The sequence below is a fragment of the Psychromonas ossibalaenae ATCC BAA-1528 genome (genome assembly GCF_000381745.1).
Taxonomy (GTDB): Bacteria; Pseudomonadota; Gammaproteobacteria; order Enterobacterales; family Psychromonadaceae; genus Psychromonas; species Psychromonas ossibalaenae.
This window is the reverse complement of record NZ_KB907020.1, coordinates 1-18,481: the sequence shown is the minus strand read 5'-3', so window position 1 is coordinate 18,481 and position 18,481 is coordinate 1. Positions and strand designations below refer to the sequence as shown.

15 protein-coding genes are annotated in these 18,481 nt (G+C 42.7%); 7 read left to right on the top strand and 8 right to left on the bottom strand.

The window, feature by feature from the left end; translation table 11 throughout:
• Positions 1 to 337: 337 nt before the first annotated feature.
• The 6 genes from G327_RS26230 to dmeF all read right to left on the bottom strand — a co-directional run bounded on the left by G327_RS26230 (position 338) and on the right by dmeF (position 9,088).
• Positions 338 to 3,736 (bottom strand): EAL domain-containing protein, encoded by a 3,399-nt coding sequence (locus G327_RS26230; protein ID WP_019616505.1) that lies wholly within the window; start codon positions 3,734 to 3,736, stop codon positions 338 to 340.
• The gene (locus G327_RS0119570) at positions 3,733 to 4,770 is read right to left on the bottom strand and encodes an ABC transporter substrate-binding protein (protein WP_019616504.1); all 1,038 of its coding nucleotides are present in this window, start codon (positions 4,768 to 4,770) and stop codon (positions 3,733 to 3,735) included. Before G327_RS0119570 ends, G327_RS26230 begins: the two co-directional genes overlap by 4 nt.
• A gap of 415 nt (positions 4,771 to 5,185) precedes the next feature.
• Positions 5,186 to 5,734, bottom strand: coding sequence for a peptidoglycan L,D-endopeptidase MepK (mepK, locus tag G327_RS0119565; RefSeq protein WP_019616503.1), 549 nt, complete (start codon positions 5,732 to 5,734; stop codon positions 5,186 to 5,188).
• 144 nt (positions 5,735 to 5,878) lie between these two features.
• The gene (locus G327_RS0119560) at positions 5,879 to 7,465 is read right to left on the bottom strand and encodes a L,D-transpeptidase family protein (RefSeq protein WP_019616502.1); all 1,587 of its coding nucleotides are present in this window, start codon (positions 7,463 to 7,465) and stop codon (positions 5,879 to 5,881) included.
• A gap of 272 nt (positions 7,466 to 7,737) precedes the next feature.
• A complete protein-coding gene (locus tag G327_RS0119555; protein WP_019616501.1) occupies positions 7,738 to 8,154 on the bottom strand; it encodes a MarR family winged helix-turn-helix transcriptional regulator in 417 nt (138 codons plus the stop codon).
• Between the two features lie 7 nt (positions 8,155 to 8,161).
• A complete protein-coding gene (dmeF, locus tag G327_RS0119550; protein WP_019616500.1) occupies positions 8,162 to 9,088 on the bottom strand; it encodes a CDF family Co(II)/Ni(II) efflux transporter DmeF in 927 nt (308 codons plus the stop codon).
• Positions 9,089 to 9,433: 345 nt separating this feature from the next.
• On the opposite strand from dmeF, the gene G327_RS0119545 reads away from it, so the two are divergent.
• From G327_RS0119545 to glgC, 6 genes are all read left to right on the top strand, one after another.
• A complete protein-coding gene (locus G327_RS0119545) occupies positions 9,434 to 10,207 on the top strand; it encodes a ferredoxin--NADP reductase (RefSeq protein ID WP_019616499.1) in 774 nt (257 codons plus the stop codon).
• 69 nt (positions 10,208 to 10,276) lie between these two features.
• The gene (locus G327_RS25160; protein ID WP_019616498.1) at positions 10,277 to 10,822 is read left to right on the top strand and encodes a very short patch repair endonuclease; all 546 of its coding nucleotides are present in this window, start codon (positions 10,277 to 10,279) and stop codon (positions 10,820 to 10,822) included.
• 243 nt (positions 10,823 to 11,065) lie between these two features.
• Positions 11,066 to 11,941 carry a type 2 periplasmic-binding domain-containing protein gene (locus G327_RS0119535; RefSeq protein ID WP_019616497.1) on the top strand — a complete coding sequence of 292 codons (876 nt, stop codon included), beginning with the start codon at positions 11,066 to 11,068 and terminating at the stop codon, positions 11,939 to 11,941.
• A gap of 113 nt (positions 11,942 to 12,054) precedes the next feature.
• Positions 12,055 to 12,414, top strand: a complete 360-nt coding sequence (locus tag G327_RS0119530) for a thiol-disulfide oxidoreductase DCC family protein (protein WP_019616496.1) — start codon at positions 12,055 to 12,057, stop codon at positions 12,412 to 12,414.
• Positions 12,415 to 12,558: 144 nt separating this feature from the next.
• On the top strand, positions 12,559 to 14,187 hold the full coding sequence (locus G327_RS0119525) for an FMN-binding glutamate synthase family protein (RefSeq protein ID WP_019616495.1): 1,629 nt from the start codon (positions 12,559 to 12,561) through the stop codon (positions 14,185 to 14,187).
• A 503-nt stretch (positions 14,188 to 14,690) separates the two neighbouring features.
• Positions 14,691 to 16,010: a glucose-1-phosphate adenylyltransferase gene (glgC, locus tag G327_RS0119520; RefSeq protein ID WP_019616494.1), complete on the top strand. Its 1,320-nt coding sequence runs from the start codon at positions 14,691 to 14,693 to the stop codon at positions 16,008 to 16,010.
• Between the two features lie 73 nt (positions 16,011 to 16,083).
• Here the strand turns inward: glgC and G327_RS0119515 are convergent, their stop codons facing one another.
• Positions 16,084 to 16,671, bottom strand: coding sequence for an AAA family ATPase (locus G327_RS0119515; RefSeq protein WP_019616493.1), 588 nt, complete (start codon positions 16,669 to 16,671; stop codon positions 16,084 to 16,086).
• A gap of 297 nt (positions 16,672 to 16,968) precedes the next feature.
• Between G327_RS0119515 and G327_RS0119510 the strand changes: the two genes are divergently transcribed.
• On the top strand, positions 16,969 to 17,922 hold the full coding sequence (locus G327_RS0119510; RefSeq protein ID WP_019616492.1) for a GlxA family transcriptional regulator: 954 nt from the start codon (positions 16,969 to 16,971) through the stop codon (positions 17,920 to 17,922).
• Between the two features lie 231 nt (positions 17,923 to 18,153).
• Here the strand turns inward: G327_RS0119510 and G327_RS25155 are convergent.
• Positions 18,154 to 18,481 (bottom strand): IS66 family transposase (locus G327_RS25155; protein WP_019615191.1); only part of this gene is annotated, 328 nt, incomplete at its 5' end.

The window sequence follows — 18,481 nt, the reverse complement described above, 5'->3', positions numbered from 1 at the left end:
ATAGCTTGTAATAGAAATTAGCAGGTTTGATTTGTGCAGTGTTGAACAAAAAAACTGAAGTGTTTATTGACAGGCCGAGTATATATATTTGTTAGTTTATAAGATAATGCGGTGCATTAACGGGATCAATCTTTGTTTTTTTATCTTCTGCAGGAAATATTTTCTATAAATTATTCGCTTCATCTAAACCAGTTGTAAAATAAAGCACGGAACGCGCCTAGCAGCGGTCAGTACTGTGTTTTTGCCTAAGAATTAACCTGCCGCCTGATTCTGAGTAACGATTAAATACCGTTAAAAGCAGTGAAAACCACTCGAAGTTATAACTTATTTCTCAATATTATGATGTTTTCATAGATATGATGTTGTTTGATTTTTGTATCTGTAACTCCCATTGATGATTTTGATTAAACATCAGTTCTATCTCTGCAGCCGGCACTGGTTTTGAAAAATAATAGCCTTGACCATAGTTACATCCCAGACCTTTTAAAAAGCTGCACTGCTCTAGTGTTTCAATCCCTTCTGCCAGGGAATACAGTTTCAGGCTTTGCGCCATTTGTATCGTTGCTGTGACGATGGCAATATCATCTTCGTCTTCAGGAGTACCGTCAACAAAGGACTTGTCGATTTTCAGCTTATGGATAGGCAGGCGTTTCAGGCGGTTAAGTGAGGAATAACCGGTACCGAAATCATCGAGAGAAATTTTGATACCGTTGTCCTTGAAGTGCAGCAGTGTTTTTTCCATTCGTTCAGGATCAACAAACATCGCACTTTCAGTCACTTCGATTTCAAGCATACTTTTTGATATACCAGTCTCATTTATAATATTTAGTATCTGACCTGCAATGTCACCGTGCCACATTTGTCGTGCTGACAAATTAACTGCTACCTGCAGTGAAATCCCTTTATCTGCCCATTTGCGCAGCTGCTGACAAGCTTCTTGTATTACCCAGTCACCAATAGGCAGGATTAATCCAGTATCTTCTGCGACCGGCAGGAAGTCGGCAGGGGAGATCAGATGAGACGTCTCCCGTTCCCAGCGGATCAGAGCTTCTACTCCAACCATTCTGCCGTTGTCCAGATTAATAAGCGGCTGGTAAAGAAGTCTGAATTCCTTTTGTTCGACTGCCTTATGGAGCATTGTTGCCAGTGACATTTTTTTCTGCTGGCGTTCCGACAGCTCCTGGGAGTAATATTGATAGTTATTACGGCCCAGCTCCTTAGCCCGGTACATTGCATTGTCTGCATATTGAATCAACTGATCGGCATTATCGCTGTCGCCAGGAAGCAGGCTGATACCAATACTGGCCGAGATATAGGCATCCTGGTCTTGTACCCGGAACGGCTTGTGCAGATCATCTAGTATTCTCTGTGCAACGACAGATGCTTCCTGCTCGAATTCCGTATTGGTCAGTTGTTTGTCGTATTCAGTAAAGAGCACAATAAATTCATCTCCTCCCTGCCGCGCCACGATATCACTGTCACGTGTGGCCCTTTTTAAACGCTTTGCAGCCTGCTGGAGCAGTTCATCACCGGCCGAGTGCCCGAGTGTGTCGTTAACCAGTTTAAAATCATCCAGATCAATAAACAGGATTGCCAGTGCACCGTTGTGCTTGTGAATATGTTCAACGCTCTGCTTCAGGGACTGCATGATTTTTGCCCGGTTAGGCAGACCAGTCAAAGAATCATGAAAGGCTTGATAAGCAATTTTTTTCTCTGCCAGTTTGTGATTCTGCTTTGTCCGTATTGCTGTAACACCATAGGCGAGATCATCGGCGAGCTTCTTCATCAAGGTCACTTCATCTGCTTCAAAGCTATTGTTCTGTAAACTGTAGATTGACAGTACACCGAATGCCTCCTGCTTATGCATGAGCGGAAGGACGATAACTGACCGGTAGCCGTATTCGGCTGCTTCCCTGCGCCAGTGAACGTTTTCTATAAGGTTATTAATGTTTATTTCAATACAAGGTCTGCAGGTTCTGAGTGCTGTCGCCTCCGGGCTGTCTGCTGACTCGACAGCCTGCAGGCGCTGCTGCAGTAAACGGCTGAAGTGTTGTTCCTCTCCTGCGCAGGATGCTGTGATCATGGAATCTGCATTATCTGGATGCAGTAGTCCTACCCAGGCAAACCGATAGCCTGTTTGATCAACAATGTTGCTGCATACCCCTGCAAACAACGAATGTTCATTATCAGAGCGTGTTAGAAGAATATGACTGGCATGGATAGCTCTTAAAGCGCGGCTGTTTCGGCGCAATTTTTCTTCATGCTCCTTGCGTTTACTGATGTCAGTGGCCGCGCAGACAATACCCTTAACCTGTCCTTCGGAGTCGTGCATAATTGAGCTGGAAAAGAGTACCGTTATTCTGCGTCCGTTTTTGCTGATATAGTATGTTTCAAGATTAGCTGCTGTACCTTTGAGGGCGAAGGCCGCTATATTTTTTGATTTTAACAGGCTCTTTTCGGCAATAATTATCTCAGCGGGCCGGCCGATTAATTCATTTTCTTGATAGCCCAGCAGAGAGAGGGCTGCCTGATTAACCGAAATAATATTTCTATCCGGGTCGATAACGATCAGCATGTTAAGCATTGTTTTCAGAATGTTGTCCAGATAATCTTTTGAAACGGTGGTCTTTTGCAGAGTTTCAGTCATTCTGTTGAATGAACAGGCCAGCTCTCCAACTTCATCAGTTGTACTTACTTCAGCCTTTACTGTCAAATCTCCGCGCGAAACCTCCTCTACTGTTTCTGTCAGTTTTTCTACCGGCCGGGCAAGCATTCTGCCTGCATAATAGAGAACTCCTATCAGCAGTATGGTCACTATCAATGCGGCTGCTGCGACATTTCTTGCCAGCTGATTAACGGGAGCTAGTGCTTTTTCAAGGGGAGCCTCCAGCAGCAGGCCCCAGCCGCGGCCTTTATAACCAAAAAGGCCGTTCTGCGAAGAGTAAACCGCCAGCATGGGCCCTAGTACTTTATGCGCTCCTTGTTCAATAACTGCGCTGCCCCCGATGCCATCTGCAAGTGACTTTTCCGCTAGAGCGTGGCCGTCGAGATTTAGCTTAAAGATATGATCGGCATAGGCGCTGGGAGCTGCTATGGTCATACCCGTTTTGTTGATAAGATGTACGACGGCAGGCGGGGGGATTTCATCCAGCGCCTGAATAATTACGGGCCATGCGAAATGGCCGAGCACCACTCCGTTAACAGCACTCTTTCCCTGCCTGCTTTTAACTGGTGCTGCAAATATGACTGTCGGTCTGCCTGACTCTTGGCTTAGTACCAGATCAGAATAGTAGGTTTTGCCTTTGACTGCCTGGTAGTATGCTGTGCTGCTTGTCGTATATTCTTCTATTTGCCTGCCGATAAGCTCTTTATTTGTCGACATGATGATATAACCTGCTTCGTCGACCACAGTTAACAGGTCCCAGGGGCCGGTAAACAGGGCTCGTTCTTCTAACTCATTAAGGATCTGAAGCTGCTCTTTCTCATTAGCCTTACTATTCCGGGCTAGAAATACCTGCAGAAAGTCGTCTTCAGCGATCATCTGAATATCCCGGTAGGCAGTATAAAGGGCCCGGTCAATTGTCTGCATCTGCCGTTGAGCAATTTCCTGGTGAGTTTGGCTGATGTTTTTCTGAAGTACAGTTCGGGCGGAATAAAAAACGCTCAAAACCAGCATAGGCAGAGCAACAAGTGATACCAGCGCAACCGACAATGTTATTTTACTGGCAAATTTCATAACGCTTCCTGCCGCAAAGAGTGCTTGAGGCTGCGAATAAAGGCCGCGTCAATAAATTTAGTGCTGTCAAGCTGCTTTTTTGTTACCCCTTTGTCAATTAGAAAGTTAGTCATATGGCGCGCTGTGCCGTGCAGGGACTCAAATCCTGCGCCATAAGAGAAGGAGGTAAGATTATCCCGAAGGTCCAGTATTTGGTCTAAACGCGCAAATGTCTCTACTTCTTCTGCAGTGACGTTGTAGATGTCGGCAATAATAGCGAACGCTTCTTTAGGTTTATTTTTGATAAACAGTGTAGTTCTGTGCCATACGTTGACAAAGGCCTGTACGTCTCCGGGCCTCTGCTCAGTGAAGCTTCGTTTGAAAACCCAGCCGACAGGAGATATGCCGGGGATCGCAGAGGTATTAAAGAGCTTTCGGCCATGCCACTGTTCTACCGCAGCTGATACAACCGGCTCCCATGTGACAACCGCATCTAGCTGTCCTTTGCCGAACTCCTCTGCTGCCTGTTCGCTGCTGACTTGTACTTTAATCACATCAGCGGGCATTAATCCATGTCGTTTCAACACAGTATCCAGTATATATTCCAAATTACTCCCTTTATCAACGCCGATCTTTTTTCCTTTCAGGTCTGCTATGGTTGTGATTACCGGCTTTGCAATAATGGCCTCTGAGCCGGTAGAGTTGTCGCTGTTGATGATCAGAAGCAGATCTGCGCCTGCTGCATTAAAGCGCATAAAATCGAATAGATAGAAGTTATTTGTGTCAATTTTTCCGTCAACCATATCCTGCAGGGAAGCGTAGTAGTCAGAGTTACAATCAATTAAATCAACATTAAGACCAGCTTCTTTAAACCAGCCTTTTTTTGCTGCGATCTCTATCCAGTACATTCCCGGCCAGTAATAACGGGCAACTTTTATCGGCAGACCGCTGGTCTGAACTCCCTGTTCAGTATTTGGTGCGGATTGCCAGTACATAAAACCTATGATTGTTAACAGCAGCAGAGCAGTAGTGGAGATAACAAACTTTTTAATCATTTCGTAGACCTTCTTTTCTGTTCATGATTTAAGGTGCTGCAGTAACATTCTGTGCCGGCTTTAGCAGTGGAGATAGTTTTTAATATTTTGATAAAATAAATAAAGTGTCAGTGCTTACTTGTATCCTAGTAAAGAATAAGCATTTTTCTACTTAAATCGTTTTAGCTGCAGAGTCGATCGGTTATTTCAAGGAAACAGTTTTGTATTGCCGATTGCTATAATGAGTAAAGTTTCTGGTGGCTGATTGACAGCTAAAGTGAATACTTTTTGCGGTAAGGTGCAGAGATGCTAGGTTAATTTGGCCTGGGTGAGAATATGGTGCTGACTATATTGAATTATATAGTTCAGCTCCGGGGATTGTATTTTGCATATCATGCCGGTTTTAATCCCGGAGCTGTTCATTAATCAGAACTTATTACCAGGTACGAAATCGTCCGCTGTCAATATGTACAAAATTACTGTTCGGGTAATAACCGACTCCGCCGGCTTTAAGTGATAAAGCTGCTTTCCTTACATCGCTTAACGGTACGCCTTCGATTCTAAAATCTATTGCTTTGCCAAGCATATGCAGGCTTTTTTTTGCTACACCTTCAGATCTTTTACTCAACATTTTATTGGTAGCCGAGGAACGGAAACCGGAGATAATCTCTACCTGATTATCGCAGCCGATAACCTGCTGGATAGCTGATATTTGATCGAATAATGTTTTATCCATGTCAAAGGCTTCATTCTGACGGAAATCACGGCATAAGTGATTAATTTTCTGCAGCTCAGTCAGCTGATACTGGCGGCCGTCAAAGTACTGTGTATTAAGTGTTTCACCAGTATGGATATTACTCATCTGTAAAACTCTAGGCGAGCCTTGTATTAATGATGCAAATGATAAAGAAGGAAGGGCTGATGCACCTAAAAGAAGCAAACTGCTTTTTATAAATTTTCGACGACTGTGATGAGGGGCTGTCATATCATTCCGCTGTATAATAAATAAACGATCAAAGGCGCGAAGATACTGACTTTTAATACAGGCGTCAAATACTAAATGATTAAAAACTGTCCTAAACAGTTATTGTTGCGGTTAGTTGTTGAACAACAAGGTTTTATATTTTTATCAAAAATAGAAGTTTTTCTCTGCGTTACGGCTTTTACTTAATTTATCGTAATTATAGATATCTTTTCTAAACTGGGTGAACCCGAACTCATCAACCCAGACGGTTTGATACATGGTAAACATAGTTATTTTTTTCTTTAAAGCGACCACATTGGTTTCAGGAAGCTGATGGTGGCTGAGAAAATCTTGATCTGAAAAGCCTGATTTATCCATCAGAAGCTGTGCGAATTTCTTTGACTCCTGCACCCTTATGCAGCCGGAACTGTATGCGCGGTATTGTTTATCAAACAATGATTTTGCCGGGGTATCATGTAAATAGATGGCATTTTTATTAGGTGTGTTGAATTTATATAGGCCCAGCGCATTGCTCTGCCCTGATTGTTGGCGGAGTTTATAGGGAAAGTTCGCTGCTGTGATGTTCTCCCAGGCTATATTTTCAGGATTAATGACATCTTTACTGCGCCAGTTGGGGATAATGTCATAACGGTGATCAGTAAAATAATCGTTGTCGGATAAGGCTTTAGGAAGAATATCGTTACGCATTATACGTGTTGGTACCCGCCAGGTCGGATTAAATACAATCGAATCAAGTTTGGATGAAAACAGCGGCGTTTTTCTGGTTAAGCGTCCGACGATAACTTTACTCTCAAAGACCTTTTTTCCAGATTCCCAGTACTCCATGGTGTAATTAGGAATATTAACTAATACCATCCTCGGTTTATTAACGGACCATAACTGTATTCTTAAAATATTTAATGCCATTAAGCGCAGTCTTTCCTGATGGCTGATATTTAACCAGAAACGGGTGTTCGCGCCAATAATGCCGTCCGCTTTTAAACCATGGCGTTTTTGGAAAAACTGGATAATGTTCTGCAGCTCCGGACTGTATAATTGTTCGCCCTGTGCCTCAAAATAGGCTTTACTTTCTAACGATATTTCACCGGAGATCTGTAAACGTGACAATAAAAGTGTTTTCTGTTCAAGGTTTTCACCCTGTTTTGCAAATGCTGTAAATTCCGGGATGGAAATTTTCTTGCGGTTCTTGTGATAATAATCGAATAAATTTTGAGAAAGCTGCGTGTACTGATCTGATGCTGGCTGCAGTGCTTGAAAATATTCTAATCTCTGTTGATTTGACTGGGCATTAAAAAATGCGTCTATAGATGCTTTAGACGGAGTGCCTATACCATGGTTTATTCGCCCGCCAAACAACCATGAATTTCCTTGAGCCGGGATTTGCTGCGTATATGACATATAGAATAATAATAAGTCAGAAGCGATTATCTCATAACCCGGCCAGTTATTTTCCTCTGCAGCTTCAGTTAATGCCTGGTAACGCTCTGCTAAATCATCGCTGATATCAGCTAGTACCAGCAGCAGAATTTGATTTTCAAACTGCTCTCTTAAGGACTGATCCTGCCAGATACTTTTGTGTGCATGCTCCTGAGATATTGTCTCAACCAATACAGGGTATTTCAGCTCTATTTCACTCGCACTGTTAACGGCAAACGCATGGCTATACACCGGCTGCATTCCAATCAGGCAGCAGAGAGTAAAAAACAAATAAGGTTTCAAAGAGTAATTCATTTTCCAGCTGCCTTTAAAAGTCAATTATTATAAGTATGGCTGTTATTCAAAAATATGAAAGAAACCGAAATGATTCTGCTTAAAGTCCCGTGCACGCAGAAATTTTACCTATGCTGATGAATTTAAAGGAATATATTTGGCAATAAATTGAATGTTTAGTAGTTTTGTTGAAATATGAATAATGATCCAATACGCATTTTTTGAAAATTATCCCGTGCCTGAGGTTTCGCATCTGAATGCCGGATTTCTTAGCTCCTAGATCAAGGTATTAACTAGAACTCATTATTCATTTTAGATAAACATAACTGCAGTATCTTTCGCTGATCCTTATCTAAGTTTGCAGTAATATCCTGAGTCAGTGCCAGGTGAAGATCGTCATGTTCCCGATAGAGATGCCGGCCGCTGTCTGTTAAGTCAACCAGGATTGAGCGCCTGTCCGACTCATGCGGACGGCGTGCAATGAATCCGGCATTGACTAGCTTATCTATTTGTACGGTTAATGTGCCGGTTGTTATTCCTAATCTGTCGGCCAGCTCTTTCATCCTCATTGCACCGTGACTGCCTAATACTTCAATGGTATGAACCTGTGCCAGTGAAATGTTCTGCTCTCTTACAACCGCATGTTCCCAGGAGGAAAGCTTGTCGTAAAACTCGATAATAGAATGATTAAGCTGTTCAATCTCTTTCATAGGGTATTTATTGTCTCTCGGTGCAGTGGTTTACTTCAATGGTCAGATGAACAATTTTATCAAACTTATGTAGTAATTGCTTGTAATGATCTACAGATTCCGGAATGTGTGTGACCAGTGAAATGACCGCAGCATAATGATCGGCACTGACTCTCCAGATATGAATATCACTGACTTTGCTATTATTGTATTTTTCTAAAGTTGTGACGACCTGCTTCTGATAATCATAATCGATGCCCGCATCAAGCAGAATCGGGCTGGTCTGCCGCATCAGCCCGATCGCCCAGCGGGTAATAATCACTGAGCCTACAATGCCCATTAACGCATCCACCCAGTTCCATCCCCAGTACTTTCCTGCAAACAGGGCTGCAATTGCCAGTACAGAGGTTAATGCGTCTGCTAATACGTGCAGATAGGCTGCTTTCAAGTTGTGATCATGGTGATGAGAGTGGCCGTGCTGATGCTCATGTCCGTGATGGTGGTCATCTTTTAGTAAAAATGCGCTGACCACATTTACCAGAAGGCCGATTACAGCAACCATTATCGCTTCATTAAACTGAATGATTTGCGGCGACATTAATCGGTGAATTGATTCGCCTAGCATTATCAATGCCACTAAACCAAGAAGAATGGCGCTGCTATAACCGCCGAGTACGCTTGCTTTGCCTGTACCAAATGTAAAAGATTTATTGTCCGCATGTTTACGGGAATAGTGATATGCAAAAATGGTGATCATAAAGGCAAAAGCGTGAGTACCCATATGCCAGCCGTCGGCCAGTAAGGCCATTGAACCGTATATAGTTCCCGCAGTGATTTCTATCAGCATAGTAATAAGAGTAAGCAGCAGTACATAATACGTTCGTCGTTCCCCCCTATGATTATGGTGAGTAAAATTATGGCTGTGCCGCCATTTATTTAAATCCTGAGCATGCATTTGTATTTCCTTATTTTAGCTTGATCATCAAAGTATGTGGATGCTATATAGTTTGATTGTCAAAGTAAAGTTGCTTTGCGGTATCTATTAAGAGATTGATAAGAGAAGTATTAAAGCTTATCCAGCCGGCTGCCGGTAAAGCAAATATAGTAGATTAAGGTATTATTAGTTAAGAAATTCATGTTATAAGGTGTATATTAAAAGCATGTTATAGTTAATGTGTGTTCGAGATAAATCAGGTTTAATAAACAAGCGTTAGTGAAGGCAACGGACAGATGACGAATTCAGCTTAAAGATTAATACTCCGTTAAACCTTAATTATTTTGTTTTTTAAGGAGAGCTCTAATGAAAGAAATTCCACATGGTTTAATAAAAGGCAGAGTGATCGGCCGAACTGACTGGACAGATAATGAATTCAGTTTAAAGGTCAATGCTCCCGTTGAACCTTACCTGGCGGGGCAGTTTACTAAATTAGCCCTGCTGAATGAAGCTGGTGAATGGGTGCGCCGCGCATATTCGCTGGTTAATTCTCCGAATCATAAAAGCGGTCATCAGGAGATGGAGTTTCTTCTGATCAGCGTCTCTGACGGGGAGTTAAGTTCACAGCTTCAAAACCTGCAGGTAGATGATACCGTTTATGTCGGAAAACAGGCCGCCGGTTTTATGACTTTAGCTGAAATCCCGGAACATATCACCGACTTATGGTTATTATCAACGGGGACTGCAGTAGGTCCATTTCTTTCTATTCTAGATGAGCATGAAACCCGTGCACGTTTTAAAAAAATTGTTTTAGTACATGCTGTTAGAACTAAAGCTGAACTGGTTTATCAGTCTAAAATAGAACAGACAGCCGCCTTATATAAGGATAAGTTTGTATATATGCCGGTTGTTTCAAGAGAGCAGTGTGACGGCGCTCTACAGGGCAGAATACCGCAGCTGCTGCAGTCCGGGCTGTTAGCTGAAACTGCACAGGTCAGACTGACAGCTGAAAACAGTTTCTTCTATTTATGCGGTAATCCGGATATGGTAAAGGAAACTAGTGAGCAGCTTGTTCAGCTGGGTTATAAAAAACATCTGCGCCGCAAACCCGGTAATTTCAGCTCAGAAAATTACTGGTAACAGGGCCAGGACGCTGCATTTAAAAGGTTTTTATCTGTATATTTCATAGCCGAGCAAAGGACGGGGTTAGTGACTGACAGTATATCTAAAGCGCACCGCAGCTGGAATATGAGCCGCATACGGTCGACGGGAACCAAACCCGAAATCGTGGTGCGCAGTCTTCTGCATGCACTTGGTTACCGCTTTAGGCTGTACGGCAGAGTAAATAAAAGGCTATATAAATCAGGCATACTGCCCGGTAAGCCGGATATCGTTCTGAAAAAGTATAAAACGGTAATCTGTGTACACGGCTGCTTCTGGCATCACCACCAGTCGTGTAAACGCGCAACAACTCTTAAAACCCGAACACAATACTGGAAAGATAAATTCTCGCGTAATAAACAAAGAGATAAACAAAACCTGCAGCTGCTGAACACATTAGGCTGGAATGTTATTGCAGTATGGGAGTGCGAGGTTGGCGCTTATCTTAAACAAGCCAGACAGAAACCGTTGCGCAGCACTCTGCTTGCTGATCGTCTGCAGCGGGAATTATCACCGTTTGTTTATGATCAGTCCCACTCTGAAGCGGTCCTTTCAGTCGCTGAAAACAGCCCTGATTATTCGGTGAAAAAATAAGGTGCCTAATACTTTAACCCTTTTAAAATGTAATGCGGCTTTGATCGGACGCAGTAGAAACATTATTTTGCGCGGTAATTGTTCTGTTTTATAAAACTTTAGTCAGAGGCCTTGTCTGTTTGACTATTTTTAATGTTTAATCGGGTCTAAGTTTGATTAACAAAGTAATTATTAAATATTTATGCAAATACAACGGATACTGCGTTTGCTGATCGTCTGTAATACACTGCTGCAGGAGAAATAATGAAACAGTTTTTTACTGCTTTGATGCTCCTGTTTTTGATTAACAGTATAACCCGGGCAGATGAGCTGGTGATCAGACATATTAGTCCTCAGGGAAGTCAGGATCAACGCAGCCTCTATGTTATTGATCTGCTGCATTTAGCCTTGAAAAAAACGGCTGAAACAGACGGTCCTTACAGACTGGAAAAAATAAATAGAAAAATGTTTCAGGGGCGGGCGATAAAGCAGCTGGCAGCAGGCAGATTGGTTGATGTGGTCTGGACAATGACCTCGAAAGAGCGTGAAGAGCTGCTGCTGCCGATCCGTATTCCGTTATTAAAAGGACTGCTGGGACATCGTATTTTTATTATCCGTGCCGAGGATAAAGAAAAGTTTTCTATGATCAGTACCTTAGATGATTTGAAAAAATTGACCGCGGGGCAGGGGCACGACTGGCCGGACAGCGAAATTTTACGTGCTAACGGTATTAAGGTGATCAGCAGCCCTACCTACAAGGGGCTTTTCAGTATGCTGGAAATGGAAAGGTTTGATTATTTTCCGCGCGGCATTAATGAACCCTGGGCTGAGGTTGACGCACATAAAGATAAGCAGTTTGTAGTGGAAGAAAGCCTGCTTATTCAATATCCTGCTCCGCAATACTTCTTTGTTAACAAACACAATACTCAACTTGCTCTGCGTTTAGAAAAAGGGCTTCGCCTTGCAATTAAAGACGGTTCATTTGACCGTTTATTTTACCATCACCCGGCTAACAGGGAAATTTTTGAGTCAGCAAATATTGAACATCGTAAGATATTCAGGTTCAAGAATCCGCTGCTTCCTGTAGAGACCCCTCTGCAGGAAAAGTCATTATGGTACACACCGCAGTTCGAAAAATAATCGTTTTATCAGCTGTTCACTATTAATAACAACCAGGGCGGAATATTTAAATACTTGTACTTTTTCCGATTGAGAAACTACCGCTACACTAGAATAAGCGTAGAGGTATTAACATGAAAAAATACACTGAAAAAATTACAGTCTACTACGACGGTGCCTGCCCGCGTTGTATTAAAGATCGTGATAATTATCAGAAACTGGCCGGGACTGCGGGTAATTCTGTGTGCTGGTTTGATATCACCGGAAGAGATAAGGAGCTGCAGGCGCTTGGTATCGATCCGTGTAAAGCTTTAACCGAACTTCATGTTAAAACGGCACAGGGAAATGTTGTAACTGAACTTGATGCTTATATTGAGTTAATGAGCCGAGTCAACGTGCTGAAACCTATCGCATTTATTATTGGACTGGCGATTATCCGGCCGCTTCTGGCCCGCTATTACCGCTTCAGTGCGTCACCCGGACTGCCGCAATAGAAAATAAGGACTGTTTGCTGAGTACCTTTGTGTATATACGCATGGTCTGTCGTACTTGCCTGCCTTGTCAGGCTGATACTTACAGCTAAACTGCATATTAAGCACCTGAGATATAGCAGGTAAATATATAGGGGGGTTATTGATATGAGAAAGTATTTTGCTCTTACTGCTGTTTCTTCACTTGTTGTTATTGCACTTTTATCTTTAATCTGGCTGTCTGCTCTCTGGTTGTTTGCTCTGGCACTACCGCTTATCATCACGGGTATTTACGATATACATCAGAGTAAACATGCGCTGCTGCGAAATTTCCCCGTGATCGGGCGGATGCGCTGGGTTGTTGAATATATTCGTCCCTATCTGCGTCAGTATCTTTTTGAATCAGAAACTGACGGTGTACCTATCAGCCGTATGTTCCGTTCGGTTATATATCAAAGAGCAAAGGGGGATCGTGATACTGTGCCTTACGGTACTAAGGTTGACAGCCTGCGGGTCGGTTATGAGTGGATAGGACATTCGCTGGCGGCCCGGCATATCAGCGAGGCAAAGCCGGATCCGCGTATCACAATCGGCGGAGCAGACTGTAGTAAACCATACAGTACAAGTATCTTTAATATTTCTGCGATGAGTTTCGGCGCATTAAGCTCCAATGCTATCAAAGCACTCAATAAAGGTGCAAAGCTTGGAGGGTTTTCTCATAATACTGGAGCGGGCAGTGTCAGCCCCTATCACTTAGCAGATGACGGTGATCTAATCTGGCAGATCGGCACTGCTTACTTCGGCTGCCGGGATAATAGCGGTTGTTTCAGTTCCGAAAAATTTGTGCGGACAGCCTGTTTATCTAATGTAAAAATGATTGAGATAAAATTGTCCCAGGGTGCTAAACCCGGTCATGGCGGTATACTGCCCGCCCATAAAAACACCGCAGAAATTGCGCAGATTCGGTATGTAAAAGCCGGAGAAACCGTTGATTCACCGCCTACCCATTCTGCATTTTCAACACCTTTAGAACTGATGTTATTTATACAGCAGCTGCGCTCTCTATCGGAGGGTAAACCTGTCGGGATCAAATTATGTGTCGGACGTAGAAGTGAATTTTTCGGCTTGTGCAAAGCTATGCTTAAATCGGGTATTAAACCTGATTTTATTACCGTAGATGGTGGAGAGGGAGGCACGGGGGCCGCACCGTTGGAGTATTCAAATTCAGTGGGTATGCCCTTAAGAGAGGGCTTAAGTTTTGTCTGTGATGCGCTGATTGGTTTTGGACTTAGAGATGAAATTAAAGTAATTGCCAGCGGCAAGGTTTTTACCGGTTTTCATATTGTTAAAAATATTGCACTGGGTGCCGATGTCTGTAACAGTGCGCGGGGGATGATGGTCGCTTTAGGCTGTGTGCAGTCATTAATCTGTAATACCAATAGATGTCCTACGGGCATTGCGACACAGGATCCTGCTCTCGCCAGCGGTCTGGTGGTTGAAGATAAAGCCGCACGGGTTGCTTCTTATCACAATAAAACAGTCAAGGCGGCTATGGAAATAGTTGCTTCTGCGGGACTTGAATATTCCAGCCAGCTCAACCGTTCCCATATTTACAGGCGTACCAGTCAGACTACTATTATGCGTTATGATGAGATTTATCCCTATCCGCTTAAAAACTGCTTTCTGGGGGATGATTACTCGAAACGGTTTGATCAGGAGATGTCAGAATCAAGTGCAGAGAGTTTTTTGCCTAAGCATTATTTTGTTAAGTCGAGTTCCGGATTAGCTGAATTATAACAGCGCTATAAGTTCAGGTCGTTTGCTGTATTTTCTATCTGAACTTAATCTCGTGCTGAAAATAAGAATGCTGAATTATTCAAAGCACTGCTGCAGAACAGTAAGCTGGATTTATGGAAAAGATTCCTATTTGATTCGAATAAATATTGTTAGCGGCATAGTGAAAATATGAATTTCTAATGTCCTGAAGCATGTTTTGATTAACCTGCTTGTTAAGAGACCCGCCCGCAGCAGTAAAATAAACTGTTATCTTAATCACAATACCTTTGTGTAGACCTTTTATTTATATTATTAATCGGACATGATAAAAGGACCGGTCCCATTTTGTTTTGTTAACAATAAAAAGAGTGCCGTCCATAAAATTGAAACAAGGAGTCAGTTCGGATCATATCAACAATACCCGCAGTGGAAAAACGGACCGCAGTACAGTATGTCCGTTCATCTGTACAGACAATAAATAGCTTTTGATTTTATTAGATTCAAAAATTTATGGAGATTCATTTATGAGCCACAATAAAGACCGCTTTATCAGTAACCTTACTAAAGATACTTATGCATTAGTCTTAGCAGGGGGGCGGGGAAGCCGCTTGTATGAACTGACAGACTGGCGTGCAAAACCAGCAGTCTATTTTGGCGGTAAATTCCGTATTATTGACTTTCCGTTATCAAACTGTATTAACTCTGGGGTTAACCGTGTAGGTATTGCAACTCAATATAAGTCACACTCGTTAATCCGCCATATAAACCGCGGCTGGGGAAGTTTTAAAGCAAATATATCGGAGTTTGTGGATGTGCTGCCGGCATCGCAGCGTAGTGGTGACGACTGGTATGTGGGAACCGCTGATGCTGTATATCAGAATCTGGATATCATTCGTGCGGAACGTCCTAAATATGTTCTTATTCTGTCCGGCGATCATGTCTACCGCATGGATTACGGCGTTCTGCTGGCGCAGCACGTAGAAAACAATGCAGATATGACTGTCTGCTGCTTAGAAGTTGATACACAAGAGGCTGCCGGCAGCTTTGGTGTTATGACCGTCAACAGTACTAATAAAGTGATCGGCTTTGATGAGAAACCGGCTGTACCTAATGAAATCCCTGCTAAACCGGGTCAATGCCTGGCTTCAATGGGTAATTATGTTTTTAATACCGATTTTTTATTTGAGCAGCTGGAAAAAGACTGTAGTAAAGAGGGCTCCAGTCGAGATTTTGGTCATGATATTATTCCCGCCATTATTAAAGATCATAATATTTTTGCGTTTGCTTTTAAAGATCCAGACAGTAACAACCAGCCTTACTGGCGGGATGTTGGTACCATAGATTCCTTCTGGGAAGCAAATATGGAACTGGTTGCCCCTGAACCACAGCTGGATTTATACGATAAATCCTGGCCTATCTGGACTTACCAGGAACAGCTTCCGCCGGCAAAATTCATTTTTGATAATGATCAACGCCGCGGTATGGCCGTTGATTCAACGGTGTCCGGCGGCTGTATTGTATCCGGCTCGACAATCCGCAAATCACTGTTATTCTCCAGCGTACACACTCATACAAACAGTATTATTGAAGAGTCAGTACTGCTTCACGGCAGCCATGTTGGCGAGCGGAGCAGATTACGGCGTGTCATTGTTGACAGCAAATGCGAGATTCCGGCTGATTTAACAATTGGTTATGATAGAAAACAAGATTTAGCCAACGGCTTTCGAGTATCAGAGAAAGGTATTACGCTAGTCACTAATGAAATGCTTAAAGGTTTAGCAAAAAAGAAAGAAACTGCAGGCACTACAAATAAAACCCTGGAATTAGATTTAGTTATCAGCTGATGATCAAAGCGGGTTAAGACAAATTCAAACTATTCGGAGTCCTGCGCTATAAAGCAGGGCTCTGTGACTTCAGTTAGATTGAGCTAATAACATTTTCGATAGTCATAATACCGAACATGACTTTTCTAATAAACGATTCTGAGCTGCTGACTAGATTAAAGTTAGGATGCTGTGACCAGATCCGCTGCAGTTTTTGATCAATAATAATTGCTGTTTGTTCCGATTCATTTCTGATCGGATTATTACTTTTTATTTCCTGGCCTGACTTAGCGGCCGTTTCAAAAAAAATGACTGCATCATAGCGGCTTAATTCATACTCTAAGGTGGTGTTCATGGTTTTAAAAAAATCTTCATCTGAGCGCGGCCAGTATGCAAGTCCGTCTAAACATCCCCGGTCACATAATATAAGACAGTCAGGGTTCATTTTTCGCTGCACGTCTTCTAAATTTCTCTGCAGGTTGAATATGGCAATCTGCTGAGTACAGGTCACGTCATCATCAAGGCTGCGGTCAATACCGCCGCTGAATATCATAGTCGCCGCTTCCGGAACGGAAGCTATTTTACCAAGCAGTTCTCGTCTAAACAGGTCCAGCGCCGTGGTTTTACCGCCGCCCGGGCCGCCTGTTAGTACAATGCGCCGTTTCACATTTAGCTTATTCATTTTTTCCTTTACTTTGAAACCTGTTCAGCCGTGAACCGAGAGATAAGATTAATTAAAAGGTAGAACAGGTACAGCTGTTAGGCAAAAAATGCGCTCTTATATCATTTGAAATCATGATGTTAATAACAAAAACAGGAATAAAAGACGGTATATCTATACGGCGGCTGTTTGCGGGCGCATAACAAAAATGTACGTTTTAGTTTTACATGATGATTATGCGATATTGTTGACTGGTATATGAAAGTCTAAACTGACATGATAAAAGTCAAAAGTGACAATATGACAGGTAACGTCGTTATGAATATAAAAATTGCAATCATAGACTATCCCGGCAGCCTTAAATCTGCAGTATACGGGTTGTCTGAAATGTTCAAAATGGCCAGCCGGGTGAGTTTTGATCAAAACCTTGTCTATCAATTTGTCCCTGAAATAATTGATCATAGTACTTATAAAAATGACCAGCAGCAGGAAAATCCGTGTTATGCAGCTGTTATTGTTCCTCCCTGTGACGATAATGATTACTTCCTGAACCCTGAAGTCGAGCTGATCAGCTGGCTCGTCGAGCAGCATAATACCGGCGCTGTGCTAACCTCTGCCTGCGCAGGTTCGTTTATACTGGCAGCTACGGGCCTTTTAAAAGGAACTGAAATAACGACTCACTGGGCCCTGCAGACATTATTTCAGAAAACCTATCCGCAGTTAGCGCTGCAGATAGATCAGCTGCTGATTAATAAGGATAATTTTATTACCGCTGCCGGCATGCTCTCCTGGCTTGATTTAGGTTTGGAGATTGTGACCAGGTTTTCCCGATCGAGTGTGATGCGTCAGCTGGGAAAAATGCTGGTGGTTGATACTGGGAAGCGGGAGCAGCGATATTATAAGCAGTTTGCACCAAGCTTTAGTCATGGTGACCATGATATTTTAGGCCTGCAGATAGAGTTACAGACAATTTTTAATCAAAGCCTTACTATTCATCTGCTCGCACAGAAATGCAGCCTAACCGAGCGTACTTTTTTACGTCGCTTTATCCGGGCAACCCAGCTCAAACCTACTCAATATATACAAAGGCTGAGAATTCAAAAAGCTTGTGACTTATTAGAAACTTCTGAGAACCCTTTTGCATGGATTGCGCTGCAGGTAGGTTATGAGGATGTCAGCGCCTGCCGTAAAATATTTATCCGTGTTATCGGTTTAACCCCGAGTGAATTTAGAACCCGCTTTGTACGTAATAAGAGTCAGTCTGTTTTGTAAGCTACTTGAGCTCATGCTGTCGTAATTCACATAAAGACAGTAACTTATAGAATTCTGGTCTCTGTTTTCTAAGCAGTTCTCCTGCTCAGTCAGGCATCAGAAATATAAATAACTTAAACTGGAAATTGTAATTATGGTTACCATCAGAAAATACACACAACAGGATGCGCAAGCAACCTGGGAGCTTTATTTTAATACCATTCGTAATATTAATAGTAAGCGTCCGGCCAACTACACTGGCTCGAGTTTTACGTTCCATGGCAAGAGCGAATCTATCTCATCTGGCTGATTTGATAACTGTTCAAGGCAGTGCATTAAGTAGTTAAAGGGCATTAACCCGTTTGCTTTCGCCGTTTCGATAACGCTATAAAGAATCGCACTGGCTACAGCTCCATTTTTAGTATTAGCAAACAACCAGTTCTTACGACCAATAACAAATGGTTTGATCGCCCGCTCTGCACGATTATTATCAATAGATAATTGACCGTCATTAATATATTGCACCAGCTTAGGCCACTGATTAATGCTGTAACTGACGGCTTTTCCAAGCGCACTTTTC